The sequence below is a fragment of the Bacteroidota bacterium genome (assembly GCA_023957335.1).
Taxonomy (GTDB): Bacteria; Bacteroidota; Bacteroidia; order NS11-12g; family UBA955; genus JALOAG01.
The window spans coordinates 531,929-551,858 of sequence record JAMLHC010000002.1; the positions used below are offsets into that span (position 1 = coordinate 531,929).

Genomic DNA, 19,930 nt, shown 5'->3' on the forward strand with positions numbered 1-19,930 from the left:
TCTGCCCAAAAATGGGTGGCTTTGCGCCATAAAGTGCGGGTTTTTGCGAGAGCAAATATATACGCTTTTCGCTTATAAATCATCGAACGGACTTTTGATGTTTTGCAGACTTTGGGTGCTTACATGGGTATATATTTCTGTGGTTTTACTACTGTTATGTCCCAATAATTCTTGAATGTAACGTAAGTCAGTGCCACTCTCCAATAGATGTGTGGCATAGCTGTGTCGCAACCAATGCAATGAAACAGGTTTTTTGATATTGACTTTTTGAAGTGCCTGTTTCAAAACATTTTCTAAACTTTTTTCGCTGTATCGCTTTTCTTTGTTTTGTCCCTCAAAAAGTCATGTTTGTGGCTTGTATGTCTTGTAATAATTCCGCAACATTTCTACAATTTTTGCAGAAATCGGAGCAATGCGGTCTTTCTTTCCTTTGGCTTGCTTGATGAGCAATATGCCTCTTTTGCTATCAATAGCTGTAAATTTTAAGTTTAACAATTCGCTTCTTCGCAGTCCGCAAGCATAAATTAAGCTCAACATTGCACGGTGTTTGATGTTTCCATGTGCTTCCAAAATGGCTTTTATTTCTTCTTTACTTAAAACATTGGGTAGCGTTTTGGGCTTTTTTGGTCGGTGTATTTGCTCAATATTGAGTTTTCGGTTTTGAACGGTCTGAAAAAACAGTTTTACCGCATTTACCATTTGGTTTTGATACGAAGCCGAAAGTTTGTTTTTCAAAATATACTTGTTGTTGAAAATAATAATATCTTCATTCCCTATTTCATTCAAAGCCTTTTCAAAAAAGAATTGCAAAAAAATTCGAATGGCTTCGGTATAGGTTTTTATGGTGCTTTCGCTGTATCGCTTACTATGTATCCATTGCACAAACTTTTCTATCTGTTGCCTCGCTTCGGCAGATAATTGTTTTTCGACAGGTATTTTGAATGTTTGGCGATATTCTGCTGTGTCGGGCAAATGCCACGTTTTTAAAGTAGCACTCCATTTTGCACCGTCTAATTTTTTGAAACGGTTTATCAGTTCTTGATTTTTTTCAAAAGTAACTGCAATGCGTTTTGTGCCTTTGTATTTGATGATCTTGGCTGTGTACATATTTCTACAATACTAAACCAAATTCTACATTCATTCAAGTGATTTTAAGTCAGCATGCTGCTTCATTGTTATTGATTATAATTACAGATATCTTTCAAGCGAATAAAGTTAGATATTTATTAAATAGAGGAAAGAATCTGGATATTCAGAATTCGAAGATAGATTTGATAAACCCCAATAGAGTGGGTGTTGTTTTTGAGACCGGAAATCACAAAGGGCAAAGTGTAATTTGGATTCGATTTGAAAAAGAAATGAAATTACCGGGTTAGTTGAAAAATATGTTTTCTATGAGGTGGTCACACTCGCATCAATGTTGGTATTTGTTGACATATCAATCCAAAACGAGAAATGAAGTTAGAAAACCCGTGTTGGTTAGGTAGTTCTAATTAATTTAGATATTTTACGGCTCTATTTTACTCAAAAATCTGTTCCGGCAGGCCATCAGTTTTAGCTGCCTTTATAATTTTTATTTGCCTATCCTTGTAGTCTGTCAATTTTGCAAATTCGGAAATCACCATTTTTTCCAAGCCTAATTTTTCCGCCTCCAAAATTCTTTGTTCGATTCTGAAAGCAGGGCGGACTTCTCCACTCAAACCGATTTCGCCCGCAAATGCGGTGTTTTTGCTGATAGGCATATCTTGAAAAGAAGATATAAGAGCTGCTGCTACCGCCAAATCCAGTCCCGGATCGTTGGATTTGAAGCCTCCGGCAATGTTTACAAAAACATCTTTTCCGGTTAACAAAAAGCCGCTCCTTTTTTCCAAAACCGCCAACAACATATTGAGCCTTTTGATGTCAAAACCGGTACTGTTGCGTTGGGGAGTTCCATAGACAGCCGGACTGACCAAAGCTTGTATTTCAATCAGAATAGGTGTATTTCCTTCCATACCCGCACCAATGGCAACCCCACTCAGGTTGTTCGTACTGTCGGAAAGTAAAATATCAGAAGGGTTGCTTACCGCTTTCAGACCTTCGCTTAGCATTTCATATAAGCCAATTTCGTTTGTAGAACCAAATCTATTTTTGAGGGTTCTCAGTGTTCGATATTGGTAGTTTTTTTCTCCTTCAAACTGCAAAACGACATCTGCCATGTGTTCCAACACTTTGGGACCCGCCAGCATTCCATCTTTGTTAATATGTCCTACTATAAAAATTGGGATTTCACTTTGTTTAGCATAGCGGATTAACAAAGCCGTACATTCTTTTACTTGAGACACGGTTCCGGGAGCAGATTCGATTAGGTCGGATTCCATGGTTTGAATGGAGTCAATCACCATGATTTCAGGCTGTATTTCTTTCGCAATGGTAATCACTTTTTGGATTTGAGTTTCAGGCAACATATAACATTCTGTATTTCTGATTCCCAATCTTTTTGCTCGCATATTCACTTGTGTTTTGCTCTCTTCACCGGATACATAAAGACATTTATAAGAGCTATGCAACATGCTTTGCAGGAGCAGTGTGGATTTACCTATTCCCGGTTCTCCTCCAAGCAGCACAACCGAACCGGCTACAATTCCTCCTCCCAATACTCGGTTGAGTTCGGAATCTGAAAGAAAAAGCCTGTTTTCTGCCGATTCATAAGAGTCTGAAATAGGTTCCGGCAGCTTGTCCGATTTGTTCAACACGCTGCCGGAGCGTTGTTTTGTAGATATAACTTCTTCTGTGTAGGTATTCCATTCGCCACAAGAAGGGCATTTGCCAATCCATTTGGGAGATTCATTTCCGCAGTTACTGCAAAAAAAAACACTCTTTGTTTTTGCCATTTTAATTCAATCCGTTTGTGCGTTCAAATGTAGCGTATGTGAAGTAAATTCATGTCTTTGTAAAAAATCAATTATCGAATTTTGAATCAAAAAACACCTTTCAAACGTTGATAGACGTAAAGGATTGAACAAAATCATTTTAGGTTAATAAAATGTTACAAATCCAATATTTTTCTATTTTTGCACCCCTATCTCTTAAAAAAAACAAAATCTAAATAGCATGAAAAAAGCATTTTTTCTGATTATGGTTGGAGCATTAATGTTTGTTCAACCGCTCAAGACTCTGGCTCAAGACAATAAAGCAGCCGCTGCAACAGAGCAAAAGGATTCTTCAGATCAAGCAGCAACATCAACCACGGAGGTTACCCAAGCACCTGATACGGTTCTTGCAGGTGATACAGAAAAACCTCAATTAGAAAAATCCGGCAATCAGTTTATCAAAGAAAAGTTCATTGAAGGAGACCCATTTTACATGAGTTTGGTTCTTTTCTGTCTTATCCTTGGCATAGCTGTAGCCATTGAAAGACTTATTGTTCTCTTTCTTTCTTCTATCAATACCAAAAAATTTGTGGAAGAGATTGAACATGCACTTCTAAACGAAGGTGTGGAAGCAGCCAAAGAAAAGTGCAGAAATACCAGAGGTCCTATCGCCAGTATTTTTTATCAAGGTGTTGACAGAATAGACGAAGGTATTGAGAACGTTGAAAAAGCAGTTGTTTCCTACGGTTCAGTTAAAGTAGGCGAATTAGAAAAAGGCTTGACTTGGCTTGCTTTGTTTATTGCGCTTGCGCCCATGCTTGGTTTCTTGGGAACAGTTATAGGTATGATTGTCGCTTTTGATGATATTGAAAGAGAAGGTGATATGTCTCCTGCATTGGTAGCACGTGGTATTAAAGTGGCTTTGTTGACAACAGTTGCCGGTTTGATTGTGGCTATCATCTTGCAGATTTTCTATAACCTTATCATGTCAAAAATCGAATCAATCAGCAACGAGATGGAAGATGCTTCTATTTCATTGGTTGATATTCTGATTAAGAATAAACTTACCAAATAATAAATTGAGTTATGAAATTTAACGTAATCAAAAACACCCTCATGGGATTGATTGTCGTTCTTACTTTAGTGTTTATTTTTATGCTGATGTCTGAAGATTCAGATGTTGTAGCAAGCACTAAAGAATCTGCGGCCATCTCATTTGGGTTGATTTTTACCTATATCCTCTGTGCCCTATCCATCGTAACTGCTTTGTTTATGGCGGGTAGAGGGTTGATTAACAAACCTAAATCTTCAATCTATATGGGATTGGGCTTAGTGGGTATTTTGGTAATTTTTGGAATTTTTTATGCAATTGATCCGGGCGAACTGACTGCAACTTATATTAAGGGTGGAGTCACTACAACAAATGCCTCTAAAGTTATAGGCGGTGCATTGAAAGCAACTTATGCACTTGTAATTATTTCAGTGATTATTTCAGTTACTGTATCAGTAAGAGACGTATTCAATAAAAATAAATGAGCAAAAGAACAGTTCCGGAAATTAATGCAGCATCTATGGCAGACATGGCGTTTTTGCTGTTGGTATATTTCTTATTTACCACCACCATTGATTCGGACAAAGGTCTTCAGATTCTGTTGCCCCCTAAGGTTGAAAACAATCAATCTGTTGCACATCCTAAGAAACGTAATGTTTTGAATGTACTTGTGAATGGCAGAGACCAATTATTGGTGCGCGGTGAGTTGATAGAGCTGAAAGATTTGACCGAATTGGTAAAAAGACATGTGGGAAATTTTGGTGTGGATCCTGATTTTAGTGAAAGCCCTGCCAGAGCGATTGTCTCCATCAAAAATGACAGAGGCACATCTTATGAGATGTATATCAAAGTTCAAAATGAATTAAAAAGAGGATATAACGAACTGAGAAATAATGAGGCACTTTCTGTATATGGCAGAGCTTATGATGAGCTGAATGAGGCACAACAAGAGTCTATTGCAAAGAAATTCCCTCAAAAGATTTCGGAAGCAGAACCTGAAAATGTTTTTGGAGAAGATGCAGTTCAATAATGTATTAATAATCAAGTAGAAGAATTATGTCAAAATTTAGAAAAGACGACAGTAAAGGAACCCCTAAGATTAGTACTGCATCCTTGCCTGATATTGTGTTTATGCTTTTGTTCTTTTTTATGACATCAACCAAGATGAAGGATGCCGATTTAAAAGTAAAAGTAGCAACACCAACAGCAACTGAGGTAGTAAAATTAGAAGATAAGACGCTCACAAGTTTTATTTATGTGGGTGTTCCTAATCCTCGCTTTGAAGAATTATATGGAACCTCCCCTCGTATTCAGTTGAATGATGCTATCATCAATAACGCCAAAGAGATTCCCGCTTGGATTGAGATGAGAAGAGCCGCACAGCCGGAGTATAATAGAGGCAAAATTGTGGTTTCTATCAAAGCTGACAGAGATGTAAAGATGGGTATAATTACGGATGTTAAACAACAATTAAGAGAAGCAAATGCACTCAAATTGAACTATTCTACCCACCACGGTCAGATTGACTATAACGGAAGATAAACTAAATAGAAGATAAACCAAAACCGCTGTACTCTTATGCAGCGGTTTTTTTGTGTCTGTAAACAGGTCTTTCCGAACAGATTGTAATTGTATCATATTGGTTTTTGGCTTAGCGGAGGAGCAGATTTTTAATACAAATGTTTAATCGAAAAAACGAACTTTAATTTAGCACACATGCTGATATGAAGCACTTCTCACGCTCGCTTGCAAAACCGATGTTATAGACAGTGATTCTTGTCCGTTGTCCTTGCAAACCATTGTCGGTATTGAACATTTTGATTATTGATTGTGGTTGTTCAGTTGCTGTTTTATTATTTTCATCGTGGAGAATATGAACGGCATAAATCCCTTTCGGCAATTTTTAATTTTTCACTTTTAATTTCTCCTTCACTCTATCTACTACATAATACACCATTGGCACTAAGAAAATGGTTAATACCAATGAAGAAAGTAAACCTCCGATAATTACCCACGCCAATCCGTTTTTCCATTCGGCTGATGTTCCAGTGGCTAATGCTATCGGTAACATTCCGATTGCCATTGATAAAGTAGTCATTAAAATAGGTCGCATTCTGCCTTTGCTTGCTTCGATAATGGCTTGACGATACGGTTTTCCTTCGGCTTTTAATTGATTGGTAAAATCAACAATTAAAATAGAGTTTTTGGTTACTAATCCCATTAACATAATCAAACCTAATAACGCAAATAAACTTAAATGACTTAACGATAAATTCAAGGCTAAAAATGCACCAATAGCTGCAACCGGAATAGCAAATAAGGCTACAAATGGATAGATATAGCTATCATACAAAGCAACCATAATGAGATAAATCAGAATAAATGATATTATCAGTACAGAACCCAATGCTCCAAAGCTGTCGTTTTGCCTTTTTATATCGCTTCCCCAAGTCATTTCAATGCCAGTAGGTAAAGGATTATTTTTTACATAAGCTACAACTTCATCGGCTACTGTTCCTGAAGGGCGACCCAAAGCATCGGCAGTTAAGGTAATAGCTGGTTGTCGGTCTTTTCGTTCTAATAAAGAGGGCGAATTGTCTTTTTCAATCGTTGAAAACTGCGAAACTTCAATTGGAACGCCCATTGGATTGACAATATTCAAATTATTAATATCATCATAATTTTGACGACTAAATTTATCTAACCAAATTCGTACAGGATATTCTGTTCCATTTTCAGTTAGGCTTGCATCATCGTTTCCAGAAAAAGCAGTACGCAAATTCATTCCCACATAAGCAGTATTCAAGCCTAAGCGTTGCATCTTATCTCTGTCCGGAATTACTTTTAGTTCCGGGCTCCCTGCTTCAACAGATAAGCGAACATTGTCTGCACCGGGTATTTTTTCAATTACTGATTTTAAATTTTGTGCTGTTTGCATTACCTGATTTAGTTCTGAACCACTCAATGTAATTTCAATGGGTGCTGTTTTTGGGATTAAACCTAAGCCACTAATCGAATAATTAATACCTGAGAATTTTGTTTGCAAATCCTCACGCAAATCAGTCATAAACCTTTCGGTAGAAAGATTATTGATTTCCTTTTTTGGTTTTAATTGAATAGTAAATTCCGATTTATTCGCAGAACCTACGCCCAAACTTCCAATACCTGTACTTGGCCCGCCAACATTGCTAAACAACGAGGCTACTTCGGGTTGTTGTAATATGTAGGTTTCAATTTTTTCTGAAATCAAATTGTTTTGCTGAATGGAAGTATTTTTATCAAATTCTAATCCTAAACGAAATTTACCTTGGTCTCCCGTTGCAATGAGTTCTTTACCGATAATTCCTTGCTTCATCATTACGGCAGTTCCAATAAAAAGAAAAATCACGAAGCCTGTAAAAATGAGTTTATGTTTTAAAACCCAATCTAATTTACCGCCATACCACGCAATAAATTTATCTAATTGATGTTCAAACCAAAGTAAAAATCGATTGAAAAAATTGGTAGGCTGGAGGTTTTCTTTCTCTCCAATTCGGGAAGCTAACCAAGGTGTAAGTGTAAACCCGACTAACAAACTCGTCAATACCGTTACAATAATTACAACAGAAAATTGCTTGAGCATATCCGCCACAAAAACCTGTAAGAAAAGGATAGGTAAGAACACCACCACATCCACCAATGTAATAGACAATGCAGAAAAACCAATTTCCATTCGTCCGTCCATAGCGGCTTTTCGCTTGTCTTTTCCCATATCCAAATGGCGTTGAATATTTTCTAAAACTACCGTGGCATCGTCCACCAAAACACCAATCACTAAAGACATTGCAAGAAGTGTCATCAAATTAAGCGTATAACCCAACAACCACATTGTTCCAAAAGCAGTAATCAATGAAGTAGGAATGGCAACTGCAACAATCAAAGAATTTCGGTAGCTTCTCAAAAACAATAGCATTACGATAGAAACCAAAATAACCGCCAAAATCAAATCAAACACTACCGAATTTACAGCAGCAATGGTATTATCCTGCTGTCGTCCGTAACTACAAATTTTACGTTATTAGAAGCATTGTTTTTTTCAATGGTTTGAAAACAAAGTTGACGAATTGTAGCATCAACAGTGACTACCATCGCTTTGTTGATTAAAAGCCCGATACCATTTTTACCGTTGCATTCGTTGTTAGAGCTGTTTTCTTTAATGCCAACCACCATATTTGTAAAACCTTTCACATAAACAGACCTTCGTTCGTAGATTGGTATTGCAATTTGTAGCATTTTTAATGTTACTTCAGTCATTGAATTTGCCAAACGCACTGAACTGTTTTCTTTGGTCGGTTTGAACTTTTCCGGCAGGTAAATCAATTCCCGAACGGTTAATGGCTTCAACTACTGATGTTAAACTTAGAGCTTCAATTTATCTTGTCCACCTTTTTCACCATCTTCTCGCCTTCTGCCAAGATGGTAATTTCCGCTACTCCTTTTTTAGTTTCTGAATTTGAGGCAGATAATCATCCTTTCCATTTTTTTATAAAAGTCTGTCATTTAAATCGCTTGTAGCACTTACGACATTACCAAATCGTTTGGTGAACTTCTTACTCATTACCGGATTTTGAATATCTTTTGGTAAATCCTTTTTAATATTGTCAATAATGCTGTGCATCCTGCATTGCTTGCCCAACCAGTACCATATTTCAGATTGGCAATAATGATGAGGTATTAAAATATCTTCGTTACTAAAATAAATCTACACCCAAACAAAGAGCATCTTCAATTTTTGAGAAACTGAAGTTTCCAATTGTTGGGCTCGCTCCGTGATAGACTGTTTAATTACCACAACAGGTTGATTAAATCGTGCATTAATTCATAACTCAAAATTTGTAAAACGACATCTAATAGTAAGAACATTGAAAGCAATGATAATCAGCGATGGTGTTGATTGATATTTCTGTAATGTTCGATAGTTAATTATGGAATTTAAAAATTAAGGAATTACGGACTCGAGAGTAATCTGGATTTTGGCTCAATATTTTACAGATTTTCCTGGTACACAGTGCAAAGAATTAAATTCCTTTTCTGAAACAGGTGTGTAGTACGAAGTGTTTTAACCAATAAATTGTTTCTGCTTCTTGTAGGATGGTTAATTGGCAAGAAATCTATCAGAAGCACCTCCGATAGACTTTCATGCTTGCTCCGATACTTGTCCTGAACGAAGTATTTGTTTGATAAGACAAATTCCTTTCTTTTCCTTTTGCAGATATTTGAAACAGTTCACCATTCTATTGCAAAAGCAAACTCTTTTTGTTGTATGATATTCTTTTCATTTCAAAGATTTCTTAATCGTAATCTAATTTTTAATTGAAATATTTGCTCCGTCAAAAAGATTGATAAATCCGTTTGTAACGATGATATCGTTCTCTTTCAAAGTCACTTAAACAAGCGCTTGGCTCCCAATAGTTTTAGTAGTTGTAATAGGCAATACGGCTTTTCCGTTTTTTATGACATAAACTTTGCAATTCCATTTTCTTCAATAATGGCAGATGTGGGAATAAGAATACCTTGTTCTTGTTCGCTTTCTGAAAGACTACTTTCCAAACATTCCTGATTTAATACTTAGATTTTTGGTGTTTCTGTAACCCTGAAATTGAATTGGAAAACTGTTGCCCATATTGGCTTTGCTTCCTATCATTGATACTTATTCAGGTGGAAACGTCGGGACAACATCTTCCATTGATTTAAAGTTTGGTTGTTTTGGAATTTTACCAAATCATTGGAACATTAACCGTAAAGTTATAAAAGTACTTATGTCTGTAATTTTGAAACAAGGAGCTTCCCGTGAGCGTAAAACTGCTTCTTCATTGAGTTTAGCAGTTACTGGCAACGTTGGTATGGGAGCTTTAACAGAAGTTTTGTTGATTTGCTCTAACAAAGCGTTTCGAACTTTTGCGGATTTCAAACCTAATTCTGCTTTTTCCAATTGTACAATTTGAGTCATATCAGCTCGTTAAAATGGCGTATCGTTTTACATCATCTTCCAATCCTCAATTTGGACTTCAACTGTTTGCAGCCAGCTTGAATTAGCTGAATTATCCAATTGAACAAGTGTCAGTCTTGGAAACATAACTCCCCACATCCAATAAAACGGCATTGATTTTTCCTGAATACTTGCACTGATTTTTGTTTCCTTATTCGGCCTGCGTACCTGTATAGTTGCTCTGCATCTACAATATTTGTATTCCGATTAAACAATAATTAATGAAAATTTCATTTTCTTATCATTATATTTTCTGTTTTGTGGTTTTTTTGTTGCTTAAAAAGTTTGAACATCATCATACCAACTACAGCAACTCCAGTTTATTATCCAAATTATCTTTTTCATTTTATCTATTTTGTACTGTAATTTTTAATTTTTTAATTTAGCTAATTGACCTCAATATTTTTAAGTTCTAAATCTGTTTTCAAAATCTTAATGACTGCATTCAGGTAATTTTATGAAGTTCACGAAGGCACATTGCCAATAAACATTTCAGGTAGTTCGTTGTTCTGCTTATTGTAAAACAGTTTGACTAGTAATTGCTTTGCTGCCAATTGACTTCGGTATTCGTGATGGTGGATTGTGCAATTGTTTTTTGTCGGATAGCATTTTCAACTTCATATCATTCTTTCAAAATTGAATTTGATTGCAAATCATTGTTGGTAATCTCCAATTTCTTTTGATTGATTTTTCGCTGTGTAACCGTTCCATTAAAAAGAGGGTGAAGTTTAGTTGTATTCCTGCAAACCAATCGGATAGAATTTCGTAGCACCGTTAGCTTTTGTCATAATTAAAACCGCTGTTCGTAGGAAATAAATCGTTGAGCGAAGGCAAAAATCTTGATTGTCTAATGTTTTTAATCACCATAGTTGGTGCTTGATTTCAGCTTTTTTGAATAATTTTCAGCTCCAATACATTTTTTGTATTACTTTGTAAAACTTCTTGCTGGATTTCAGAAACAACAGTAATATTTGCCCAATGAAATTCCCACATTCAATTTGTGCGGTTCAAAACCTGAATAAGTTTGTTGTTTACATTTTGCCTTTGAGTGTTGAGTTGCTCGGCTTGTAGTTTTACTTTGCTCACATCGCTACCTTTGCCGCAAAAGTTGGTCTTTCAAGATGGTATATTCTTGAGAAATGGTATTTGGGCAATATTATCATTCCGGTGCCACAATTGATGTACGATGATTTGAGCATTGTGGTTACATGTAGTAATGTCAAACAAACCTGTTCTTCCGACTTTGAAATTGCACTTCGTAAGTTCTTTGGTTGTCGTACTTTGTATTGCTCCATAAATTTGTGGATTATACAGTACGTTTTCAACTGTACATTATGCCAGACGTTTGTAAAGTGAATACCAACAAAACTGGAATTGTCTTTCTGGTGCTTGTGGATTGAGTGCGTTCATCGGCATTAGCTGCAAAAGGTGCAAATTCACAGTATTTGTAATCGGCATTGTAGTAATCTTTGGAATGAGGTTAGTTGCGCTTTTTTTCGTTGTTCACTGATGGATATATTGTTACGATTGATTTGCAAAGTCTTATTATGAACTTGTGCTGTATCAATACACTGTTTTAATGTCCAAGCCTCTTGAGCTTGGGCTACATTCCAGCCTGATAAAACTATCAAGCTAAGTATAAGTTTGCGAGTATTCACTAACATAATGAGATAAATTTTTTTATTTCTTTTTATTGATTGAAAAATAGGCAATAACCGTAAAAGCTATGGTAACACTAATTCTGAATAGCATTGCGAAAACAGTTTTTGTTTCGTAGATACCACCAGAATAAATATGAATAAACAAGCCTATCAATGCGACTACCAAAATGACGGTTGCTACCGATAAGGCTTTAAAAGTCCAACTTTTTATTTTCAGAAAACCATAAGCTGAAATAAGATAAAGCAAACTACTGATAAAATTTGCCCAAACAATAAACAAAACATAGTTTCCTTCTTTGGCTCGTATTCCAAACCAATCAAAAATTACGGAAGAACTAAGGAATAGCGTTAGTAAACCGAAGCCTGCTAAAATAAGAGAAGATAGAAATGGGATATACTTTTTTATAAGTTAACTATTTTATCAGTTTTTAAAAATGAAATACCCAACCAAATTACAGATGCAGTCATTGACATCGCACCTATCAATACAAAAATTGGAGGTAATCCTAAATACACTTCCAATAATATTCCTATTGGCATAAGTAATCCAGCAAGAGCTAATCCTGAAATCACTTTTACGTGTTTCAGTTTATTTCTAAATTGAATTAATAAGTAGCCAATCAAAATATTTAAAAATGCAAATAAGTTGCCGTGTACATGAGCAAGTCTTGTCTCAAAATGTTTTCCTATGCTGTATGACTCTGCCCATTCTTTAGCGTTCGGTGCAAAATCACGGAGATAAATTAAAAGGAATCCATAGAGCATAAAAAAGCCCATTGTCAGAAATCCTATTGCGATGTTATTTTTACCGTTCATAGTAATAGTATTTAGATTATTCTTCTTTTATCATTGTCAACAACATTTTAAAGCGTTCAACTGCTTTCAATGCGTGTGGAATGTTTGCAGGCATAATGATACAATCACCTTTTTTCAAATTATGTAAATTACCTCCAATCGTTATTTCTGCTTCGCCATCCAAAATCTGCACAATGGCATCGTAAGGTGTTTTATGCTCTGATAAACCTTGTTCTTTGTCAAAAGAAAACAAGGTTAAATTTCCACCTTTGCTTTTAGTTATCTGTTTGCTGATAACACCTCCATCTGTGTATTCAATTGAATTTTCCAGATTGAATACTTTTTTTCAAATGTTGCCATACTATTATAATTAAGTTAGTTAGTATTCACTCACAAAAGTAGAACTAATATTTTGATTGTGCAATTTTTTTCATTATTTTTATTTCCGAGCGATAATCAGTTTTTTGTAAAATTTGCAAAATTAGTTGCAACCCTACAAACGACCGTGCTAACATCAACAGACGGACATAAAACAGCCTGAACAAACTTTATTCCATCAATATATTTAAAAAAAAAACACGAAAATTATTTTACAATTAAAACCTTTATCGTAATATTGCAATATTAAATAAGTGTAAAAATGGGTGCAACAAAAACAGACCACTTTACAGACCAACAAAATCAAATCGCAACTATTGCAAAAGCATTAGGACATCCTGCAAGAGTGGCAATCATAGAACATTTATTGAAAGTAAACGCTTGTATTTGCGGAGACATCGTAAATGAATTACCACTTGCTCAACCAACCGTTTCGCAACATCTTGAGAGCTTAAAAATGCAGGATTAATCAAAGGGAACATCGAAGGCAATGCGATTTGCTATTGTATTGATGAAAAAACTTTTGAAGTCCTTAAAAATTATTTTTCAAAAATCATCACAACAGTTACCAAGCAAAACTGCTGTTAATCAATCACTAATTAATAATATAAATACAATGCAAACAGAACAAGAAATCAAAGAAATGGTAAAGCAAAAATACAGTGAAATTGCTTTACAAGACAAAGGAAGTAACGCTTCTTCCTGCTGTGGTGCAGGTAGTTGTAGCACCGAAGTATATAACATCATGAGCGAAGAATACAACGAGCTGGATGGTTATAATCCCGATGCAGATTTAGGTTTGGGTTGTGGCTTGCCTACACAATTTGCCAAAATCAAAAAAGGCGATACCGTTATTGATTTAGGAAGCGGAGCGGGTAATGATTGTTTCGTTGCCAGAGCAGAAACAGGCGAAACTGGAAAAGTTATCGGAATTGATTTTACAGAAGCGATGATTGATAAAGCTCGGCAAAATGCAGAAAAATTGGGTTTTAATAATGTTGAATTTAGACAAGGTGATATTGAAAATATGCCTGTAGCCGCGAATACGGCAGATGTCATTGTGAGCAATTGTGTCTTAAACCTTGTACCGAATAAACAAGCGGTTTTTGCCGAAATGTTCCGCGTATTAAAACCAGGCGGACATTTCAGTATTTCAGATATTGTTTTAACAGGAGAACTACCCGAAAAAATTAAAAATGCGGCTGAAATGTATGCAGGATGTGTGGCAAGTGCGATTGATAAAGAAGAATATTTGAGCTTTGTAAGCAAAGTTGGATTTGCAAATATGATTATTCAAAAAGACAAACCGATTATTGTTCCTGACGATATTTTGAAGGATTATCTAAATGAAGAAGAAATTACGCAATACAAAGCAAACGATACGGTAATTAGAAGCATAACGGTTTATGCCGAAAAGCCAGCGGATTGTTGTTCACCAAGTTCGAAATGTTGCTAAAAAAATAATTATGGAATATCAAATTAAGGCTTCATCTGTTTCAACAAAAGATGCGATACTACAAATAAAGCAAAATGAGATAGCTTTTGGAACGACTTCAAATTCAGCAGAAATTTTACCTAATCCTGCCGAACTTTTTTTAGGAGCTTTTGCTGCGTGTATGCTAAAAAATGTAGAACGATTTTCTGCTATGATGAATTTCACTTATGCAAAAGCCGTAGTAAATGTGTCCGCTATTCGCACGGAAAAACCTGTGAAAATGGATAATATAAATTACAAGTTAATTATTTACAGTGCTGATGAAAATATAAATACCGTATTGCTAAAGAAGAATATTGAAAAATTTGGCACAATCTACAATACCGTAAAGTTATCGTGCACTATAAATGGAGAAATTATTCAAGTAAAAAACGATGAATATTAAAATGAAGTTCTTAGACCGTTATCTGACGGTCTGGATATTTTTAGCAATGGCAATTGGTGTTGGTTTGGGATATTTTTTTCCAAATATTCCTACTAATATCAATGCCGTTTCAATCGGAACAACTAATATTCCATTGGCAATCGGATTAATTTTAATGATGTATCCACCATTAGCAAAAGTGGATTATTCCTTATTGCCCAAAGCGTTACAAGATAGAAAAGTAATTGCCATTTCTTTGTTACTCAATTGGGTAATCGGTACTTTGTTGATGTTCGGATTAGCCGTTTTGTTTTTGCGAAACGAACCTGAATATATGACAGGACTTATCTTGATTGGTTTGGCAAGATGTATCGCAATGGTTATAGTTTGGAGTGATTTAGCCAAAGCGAACAGAGAATACACCGCTTTACTTGTTGCTTTGAATAGTATTTTTCAAGTTCTATCGTATAGCTTTTTTGTTTGGTTTTTCATCAATGTTTTGCCTAAATATTTAGGTTTGGGCAATTTTGATGTAAGTGTTTCAATGAGTGCGGTTACCGAAAGCGTATTGATATATTTGGGTATTCCGTTTTTAGCTGGTTTTCTTACCCGATATATTCTGATAAAACAAAAAGGAAAAGATTGGTATAATCATAAATTTGTTCCGAAGATTTCGCCTATAACACTGATTGCACTTTTGTTGACAATCGTATTAATGTTCAGCTTAAAAGGGAATAAAATTGTAGAATTACCTTTTGATGTAATTAAGATAGCCGTTCCTTTAATCATCTATTTTGTACTGATATTTTTTGTTAGTTTTTTCATCAATAAAGCAATGAAAATCCCTTACGACAAAAATGCTTCCATCGCATTTACAGCCACAGGCAACAATTTTGAATTGGCAATTGCTGTTGCTATTGCGGTTTTTGGTATCAACTCACCACAGGCATTTGTAGGCGTTATCGGACCATTGGTAGAAGTTCCAGTTCTAATTTTATTGGTTAAGATTAGTTTATTTCTAAAACAAAAATATTATACAAAATGACAAAGAAAATTTTAGTGCTTTGCACAGGAAACAGTTGCAGAAGCCAAATTGCAGAAGGTTATTTACGCTATTTTGCAGGTAAAAAAGCAGACGTTTACAGTTCAGGTGTGGAAACGCACGGAGTAAACCCAAAAGCAATTGTCACAATGCAAGAAGACGGCATTGACATTTCTAATCACACCTCAAACAATATTGACGAATACCGAAATATAGATTTTGATTTTGTAATTACAGTTTGCGACAATGCAAAAGAGCGTTGTCCATTCTTTCCAACCAAAGCAAAAAAGTTTCATCAAAACTTTCCCGACCCTGCAAAATCGATAGGAACAGACGAAGAAATTAGTGAAGAATTTAGAAAAGTCAGGCAGTTAATAAAGGAGTATTGTAAACAGTTTGTTGCAGATAATTTATAGGTAGAAGTAAAGTTTAATAACTGATACATTATTTTGAAAAGTACAGGTGTGTTTACCTGCATGATGATGCAATCACCTTTTTTCAAATTATGCAAATATGAGAACATTCACAAATTGTCCGTAGGACTATATTTGGTTATCCATAGGCGACAGCCTGTGGAAGAAGGGTTAACATACAACACAGCCCGTAGGGCTAAACAAAATCAATCTGTCAAAAAATACTGCTCGTCAGTACCCATTCTTAAATTCAATCTCCAAACTTATTTTCACTATTCCGATTGCATTACTTTTTATTAGAATTTCTTTTTCCCCATTTATACACCTCAAACCACAATACAGACACCATTGCTATCAAAATTGCAATCCCTAAATCTTTTAAATTCAAACTGCTTACATGAAAGAAGTTTGAAAAGACCGGTATGTATACAATGGCGAATAGCAAAATTAAAGTTGATCCTATTATTAATGGAAACAGGGTATTTTTATTCTTAAAACTTTCAAAAAGACTATAAGTAAACGAACGGTTGGTAAGACTTAAAAATACATTGGCAAAAATAAGTGTGGTGAAAACTATCGCTCTTGTCGTTTCTTCGCTTGCTCCATTTTGTACAGCCAATTGATAGGCGAATAATACACCAACAGTTATCATCAATCCTTGAATAATGCTGATGCTTAATTCCCTCCAATTCAAAAAGGTTTCTGTCATTTTTCGTGGTTTTTGCTGCATAGCATTCTTTTCTATCGGTTCATTTTCATAGACGATTGAACAGGTTGGTCCCATTATCAATTCTAAAAATATTACGTGTACCGGTGTGAAAATATTGGGATAAATCCAGCCTAAAAACAAGGGTAGAGAAACTGTCAAGATGATTGGAATATGAATGGAAATAATATACTGAATGGCTTTTTTGATATTGGTATAAATTCTTCTGCCTGCTTCTATTCCTAGAATGAGTTTGTCCAGATCATCGTTGGTGATAACCAAGGCTGCTGCAGCTTTGGCTATTTCTGTTCCTTTGTTGCCCATTGCCACACCAATATGAGCCGCTTTGAGTGCCGGTGCATCATTGACACCATCACCCAGCATGGCCACGACCTCTCCTGATTGTTTCAAAGCATTTACAACCGCAAGTTTAGCCTCCGGAAACATACGAGTAAATAAAGTAGTTTCGTTTGAAAGTGTCATCAGTTCAGCTTCCGAATGATGCGTTATTTCTGCACCGGTAACAGCAGGAACATTATTTCTAATGCCTGCTTGTTGGGCAATGGCGTTTGTGGTATCGGCATTATCTCCGGTAATTATTTTTACTTTTATCCCTGCATCGTATATTTTTTTGAAAACCTGCTGAATATTTTGTTTGGGCGGGTCGTAAAATACTGTAAACCCAAGAAAATCAAACTTAAAATCTTGCTGTTTTCCAGGGAAATCATTTCCTTCAAAATCACATTTGGCAACGCCTAACACACGATAACCTTGTTTTCCGAAATCCCGGATATGTTGTCGAAGATTTTCTTTTTCATCTTCAGAAAGCTGAGCAACTTCAAGAATAGCTTCCGGTGCACCTTTGGCAGCGATAATTCGTTCACCTAAATTGTTTTCAAAAATATGCGTCATCATGGGTGGTTTGCCCTCCAACGGATATTCATGAACCATTTGGAAACCTTTTCTTAGGTCAGAAGTTTGCGTTTCTGCATATACTTTGTGCAGTGTTTTTTCCATTGGGTCAAATGGAACGGGTTCGCTGCTCCACATCGCAAATTGAATAAGTTGAGAAAGTTCAGATTTATTAAAACTTGTATCGTCAAAAACCTGTTTAGTTTTAAAGTCAAAAAGAGCTTTCAGTTTCATTGAATTTTCGGTAATCGTGCCCGTTTTGTCGGTGCAAATTACAGTAGTGCTTCCTAAAGTTTCAACTATACTGCTTCGCTTGATGATAACACCTTGTTTCATCAATTTCCAGGAACCCAATGCCATAAAAGTGGTAAAAGCAACCGGAATTTCTTCTGGTAGAATAGACATTGCCAGGGTTAATCCCGCCAACAAACTTTGAACGATATCTCTTGATTGCAAAAAACTATATGCCCACACCGTCAAGAAAACAGCAATTCCAATGAATGCCATCCACTTTACAAACTTTGTAATTTGTAATTGCAATGGTGAAATTTCTTCTTTGATGTTTTGAATGGACTGACCAATTTTTCCAAGTTTAGTTTTCGCTCCAATATTTTCCACTTCAAACACTGCCAAGCCGGAAACTACCAAAGTGCCGCTGTAAACCTTATTATCGTCTGTTTCTGGATTTTTAAAAACCGAAAAACTTTCTCCGGTAAGTGATGCTTCATTCACCGAAAAATCGTTGCTATGTACAATTTTCCCATCGGCATTTATCATTTTCCCTTCTTCGATAATACACAAATCGCCCAATGCAATTTCGTGCGTAGGAATTTGCATCACTTTAGAATTTCTAATCACCGTACTGAGTGGTTCATTCAGTTTTTCTATTGCTTCCAAAGCTTTTTTACTGCGATTATCCTGATAAAAAGAAATTCCAGAAACGGCAATGATAGCCCCAAACATAAACAGCGCTTCGGAATAATTGCCCACTATAACATAAATCACCGAAACGGCAATTAGCAAAAGCAGCATTGGTTCTTTCAGAATGTCAAATAACAGCGTGTACCAGGCACTTTTTATGGTGTTTTCTGCCTGATTGAAACCAAATTTCTCACGGGAGGTTTTTAGTTCCGCTTCCGTAAGACCGGAAAGCTGTTTGGGGATATTGTATTGGGGCATTTGTATAATTTTTTCAGCTATTTAATCTCCTCCAATCATTCTGGAAGTAATTCCTTTTTTGCTTGAAAATTCAGCTAAAACAATTCCGGCAAAATGCAGTAGAATAAAAATGGGAAACCAATAAATGCCCCATTTATGAACGGCTTCAATTTGCTCGTGGTAAGTAGAGAACAAATCTTTTTCAATACAAATACCTGTAACGGCTGAAATAAAAACAAAAAGATAGAAGTAAACATAAATAAAGCCCTGTAAGCGTTCTTTAAGCGGTTGATTGCTTTTAAAGGGATTTGGAAAACGAATACCTTTTACAAGCATATAAATAATCCGTGCTAAAAATGCAAAAATCATTACGTGAGCAAAAACTTCGTGCCATTGCCACATAGGTTCTCTAATTTCCTTTGCAATGTCTGTCATTTGTTCTTTTGGAATTGCCGATGTTTTGCTTTCAATAACAGCAACAATATTGTTTTTATTCATCCAATACATTCTCAAAAAACCTGTAATGAATAAAATGGGCATTGCAATTGCCATTATCCAATGCAACAGTCTGTGAAATAGGGTAAATTTTTGTTGGAATTTCATCTCAATTATTATTTAGTTAAAATACTGGTGATATTGCTGATATGAATGTTGTAGTTGCAAAACGGTTTCATTTGCTTTAGTTGCATCTCTTTCATCTTCCAATGCTTTTACAATTTCAAGATGTGGGTGCAGCCATTTATGTAGTTCATCGTGGCTTTTTCCGTCCATTGTGCAGCTTTTTATGAGCTGGCTGTTTTGGTCTTTTACCTGTTGAGCTAATGCTTTATAATCTGCCTGATTATTCTGGATATAAGCATTTACCAATTCTTCGCCTTTCATTACAAAAGGCTTCATTTCTTCGTTCACCAACCATTTTTCTCCATTGTTGAGTTCAATAGCTTCTGAACTTTCATCGTGTTGATGTTCTGCATGGGTTTCTGTTTCCTGCTTTTCCGTTGCTTTTTCAGTGGTATTGTTACAACTCCACAAAAGTAAAACACTCATTCCTAAGACAAATATTTTCTTCATATTT

General features: G+C 35.6%; 19 protein-coding genes and 2 pseudogenes. 11 read left to right on the plus strand and 10 right to left on the minus strand.

Features of this window, described 5'->3' with window-relative positions; translation table 11 throughout:
- Window positions 1–72: 72 nt before the first annotated feature.
- Window positions 73–1,107 (minus strand): annotated as a pseudogene (locus M9892_05775) (site-specific integrase).
- A gap of 38 nt (window positions 1,108–1,145) precedes the next feature.
- Between M9892_05775 and M9892_05780 the strand changes: the two are divergent.
- Entirely contained in the window at window positions 1,146–1,376 is a 231-nt protein-coding gene (locus M9892_05780; GenBank protein ID MCO5253858.1) for a hypothetical protein, read from the plus strand.
- Between the two features lie 144 nt (window positions 1,377–1,520).
- Here M9892_05780 and radA read toward each other — a convergent pair whose 3' ends face one another.
- Window positions 1,521–2,873 (minus strand): DNA repair protein RadA, encoded by a 1,353-nt coding sequence (gene radA / locus M9892_05785; GenBank protein MCO5253859.1) that lies wholly within the window; start codon window positions 2,871–2,873, stop codon window positions 1,521–1,523.
- Between the two features lie 220 nt (window positions 2,874–3,093).
- Here radA and M9892_05790 point away from each other — a divergent pair, with 220 nt between their 5' ends.
- The 4 genes from M9892_05790 to M9892_05805 are packed head-to-tail and all read left to right on the plus strand — an operon-like array spanning window position 3,094 to window position 5,445.
- Window positions 3,094–3,927, plus strand: a complete 834-nt coding sequence (locus M9892_05790) for a MotA/TolQ/ExbB proton channel family protein (GenBank protein ID MCO5253860.1) — start codon at window positions 3,094–3,096, stop codon at window positions 3,925–3,927.
- 11 nt (window positions 3,928–3,938) lie between these two features.
- On the plus strand, window positions 3,939–4,388 hold the full coding sequence (locus M9892_05795; GenBank protein MCO5253861.1) for a hypothetical protein: 450 nt from the start codon (window positions 3,939–3,941) through the stop codon (window positions 4,386–4,388).
- Entirely contained in the window at window positions 4,385–4,933 is a 549-nt protein-coding gene (locus M9892_05800; GenBank protein MCO5253862.1) for a biopolymer transporter ExbD, read from the plus strand. Before M9892_05795 ends, M9892_05800 begins: the two co-directional genes overlap by 4 nt.
- Window positions 4,934–4,959: 26 nt before the next feature.
- Window positions 4,960–5,445 (plus strand): biopolymer transporter ExbD, encoded by a 486-nt coding sequence (locus M9892_05805; GenBank protein MCO5253863.1) that lies wholly within the window; start codon window positions 4,960–4,962, stop codon window positions 5,443–5,445.
- A gap of 361 nt (window positions 5,446–5,806) precedes the next feature.
- Here the strand turns inward: M9892_05805 and M9892_05810 are convergent, their stop codons facing one another.
- Together M9892_05810 and M9892_05815 are read right to left on the minus strand one after the other, a co-directional pair.
- Window positions 5,807–7,897 carry an efflux RND transporter permease subunit gene (locus tag M9892_05810; protein MCO5253864.1) on the minus strand — a complete coding sequence of 697 codons (2,091 nt, stop codon included), beginning with the start codon at window positions 7,895–7,897 and terminating at the stop codon, window positions 5,807–5,809.
- Between the two features lie 8 nt (window positions 7,898–7,905).
- Window positions 7,906–8,286 (minus strand): hypothetical protein, encoded by a 381-nt coding sequence (locus tag M9892_05815; GenBank protein MCO5253865.1) that lies wholly within the window; start codon window positions 8,284–8,286, stop codon window positions 7,906–7,908.
- A gap of 1,286 nt (window positions 8,287–9,572) precedes the next feature.
- Between M9892_05815 and M9892_05820 the strand changes: the two genes are divergently transcribed.
- Window positions 9,573–9,887, plus strand: coding sequence for a hypothetical protein (locus M9892_05820; protein MCO5253866.1), 315 nt, complete (start codon window positions 9,573–9,575; stop codon window positions 9,885–9,887).
- A gap of 1,724 nt (window positions 9,888–11,611) precedes the next feature.
- Here M9892_05820 and M9892_05825 read toward each other — a convergent pair.
- The 3 genes from M9892_05825 to M9892_05835 all read right to left on the minus strand — a co-directional run bounded on the left by M9892_05825 (window position 11,612) and on the right by M9892_05835 (window position 12,718).
- On the minus strand, window positions 11,612–11,839 hold the full coding sequence (locus M9892_05825; protein ID MCO5253867.1) for a hypothetical protein: 228 nt from the start codon (window positions 11,837–11,839) through the stop codon (window positions 11,612–11,614).
- A gap of 155 nt (window positions 11,840–11,994) precedes the next feature.
- Window positions 11,995–12,408 carry a hypothetical protein gene (locus M9892_05830; protein ID MCO5253868.1) on the minus strand — a complete coding sequence of 138 codons (414 nt, stop codon included), beginning with the start codon at window positions 12,406–12,408 and terminating at the stop codon, window positions 11,995–11,997.
- A gap of 16 nt (window positions 12,409–12,424) precedes the next feature.
- A complete protein-coding gene (locus tag M9892_05835) occupies window positions 12,425–12,718 on the minus strand; it encodes a cupin domain-containing protein (protein ID MCO5253869.1) in 294 nt (97 codons plus the stop codon).
- Window positions 12,719–13,027: 309 nt separating this feature from the next.
- Here M9892_05835 and M9892_05840 point away from each other — a divergent pair.
- The 5 genes and pseudogenes from M9892_05840 (at window position 13,028) to M9892_05860 (ending at window position 16,082) form a co-directional block, all read left to right on the plus strand.
- Window positions 13,028–13,353: pseudogene (locus tag M9892_05840) on the plus strand (metalloregulator ArsR/SmtB family transcription factor).
- A gap of 28 nt (window positions 13,354–13,381) precedes the next feature.
- Window positions 13,382–14,221: an arsenite methyltransferase gene (locus tag M9892_05845; protein MCO5253870.1), complete on the plus strand. Its 840-nt coding sequence runs from the start codon at window positions 13,382–13,384 to the stop codon at window positions 14,219–14,221.
- Window positions 14,222–14,231: 10 nt separating this feature from the next.
- Window positions 14,232–14,645: an OsmC family protein gene (locus tag M9892_05850; protein MCO5253871.1), complete on the plus strand. Its 414-nt coding sequence runs from the start codon at window positions 14,232–14,234 to the stop codon at window positions 14,643–14,645.
- The gene (arsB, locus tag M9892_05855) at window positions 14,635–15,669 is read left to right on the plus strand and encodes an ACR3 family arsenite efflux transporter (GenBank protein ID MCO5253872.1); all 1,035 of its coding nucleotides are present in this window, start codon (window positions 14,635–14,637) and stop codon (window positions 15,667–15,669) included. The genes M9892_05850 and arsB overlap by 11 nt, the downstream gene beginning before the upstream one ends.
- Entirely contained in the window at window positions 15,666–16,082 is a 417-nt protein-coding gene (locus tag M9892_05860) for an arsenate reductase ArsC (protein MCO5253873.1), read from the plus strand. The genes arsB and M9892_05860 overlap by 4 nt, the downstream gene beginning before the upstream one ends.
- A 283-nt stretch (window positions 16,083–16,365) precedes the next feature.
- Here the strand turns inward: M9892_05860 and M9892_05865 are convergent, their stop codons facing one another.
- Genes M9892_05865 through M9892_05875 form a run of 3 tightly spaced genes read right to left on the minus strand, consistent with a single transcriptional unit; the run spans window position 16,366 to window position 19,926 of the window.
- The gene (locus tag M9892_05865) at window positions 16,366–18,876 is read right to left on the minus strand and encodes a cation-translocating P-type ATPase (GenBank protein ID MCO5253874.1); all 2,511 of its coding nucleotides are present in this window, start codon (window positions 18,874–18,876) and stop codon (window positions 16,366–16,368) included.
- A gap of 21 nt (window positions 18,877–18,897) precedes the next feature.
- Complete coding sequence (locus M9892_05870; GenBank protein ID MCO5253875.1) at window positions 18,898–19,458, minus strand: cytochrome b/b6 domain-containing protein; 561 nt, start codon at window positions 19,456–19,458, stop codon at window positions 18,898–18,900.
- 12 nt (window positions 19,459–19,470) lie between these two features.
- On the minus strand, window positions 19,471–19,926 hold the full coding sequence (locus M9892_05875; protein MCO5253876.1) for a hypothetical protein: 456 nt from the start codon (window positions 19,924–19,926) through the stop codon (window positions 19,471–19,473).
- Window positions 19,927–19,930 lie beyond the last annotated feature (4 nt).

Excerpts from the sequence above, each read along its gene's own strand:
- radA (MCO5253859.1), bottom strand. The coding sequence starts at position 2,873 with ATGGCAAAAACAAAGAGTGTTTTTTTTTGCAGTAACTGCGGAAATGAA.
- M9892_05790 (MCO5253860.1), top strand. The coding sequence starts at position 3,094 with ATGAAAAAAGCATTTTTTCTGATTATGGTTGGAGCATTAATGTTTGTT.
- M9892_05795 (MCO5253861.1), top strand. The coding sequence starts at position 3,939 with ATGAAATTTAACGTAATCAAAAACACCCTCATGGGATTGATTGTCGTT.
- M9892_05800 (MCO5253862.1), top strand. The coding sequence starts at position 4,385 with ATGAGCAAAAGAACAGTTCCGGAAATTAATGCAGCATCTATGGCAGAC.
- M9892_05805 (MCO5253863.1), top strand. The coding sequence starts at position 4,960 with ATGTCAAAATTTAGAAAAGACGACAGTAAAGGAACCCCTAAGATTAGT.
- M9892_05830 (MCO5253868.1), bottom strand. The coding sequence starts at position 12,408 with ATGAACGGTAAAAATAACATCGCAATAGGATTTCTGACAATGGGCTTT.
- M9892_05845 (MCO5253870.1), top strand. The coding sequence starts at position 13,382 with ATGCAAACAGAACAAGAAATCAAAGAAATGGTAAAGCAAAAATACAGT.
- M9892_05850 (MCO5253871.1), top strand. The coding sequence starts at position 14,232 with ATGGAATATCAAATTAAGGCTTCATCTGTTTCAACAAAAGATGCGATA.
- arsB (MCO5253872.1), top strand. The coding sequence starts at position 14,635 with ATGAATATTAAAATGAAGTTCTTAGACCGTTATCTGACGGTCTGGATA.
- M9892_05860 (MCO5253873.1), top strand. The coding sequence starts at position 15,666 with ATGACAAAGAAAATTTTAGTGCTTTGCACAGGAAACAGTTGCAGAAGC.
- M9892_05865 (MCO5253874.1), bottom strand. The coding sequence starts at position 18,876 with ATGCCCCAATACAATATCCCCAAACAGCTTTCCGGTCTTACGGAAGCG.
- M9892_05870 (MCO5253875.1), bottom strand. The coding sequence starts at position 19,458 with ATGAAATTCCAACAAAAATTTACCCTATTTCACAGACTGTTGCATTGG.
- M9892_05875 (MCO5253876.1), bottom strand. The coding sequence starts at position 19,926 with ATGAAGAAAATATTTGTCTTAGGAATGAGTGTTTTACTTTTGTGGAGT.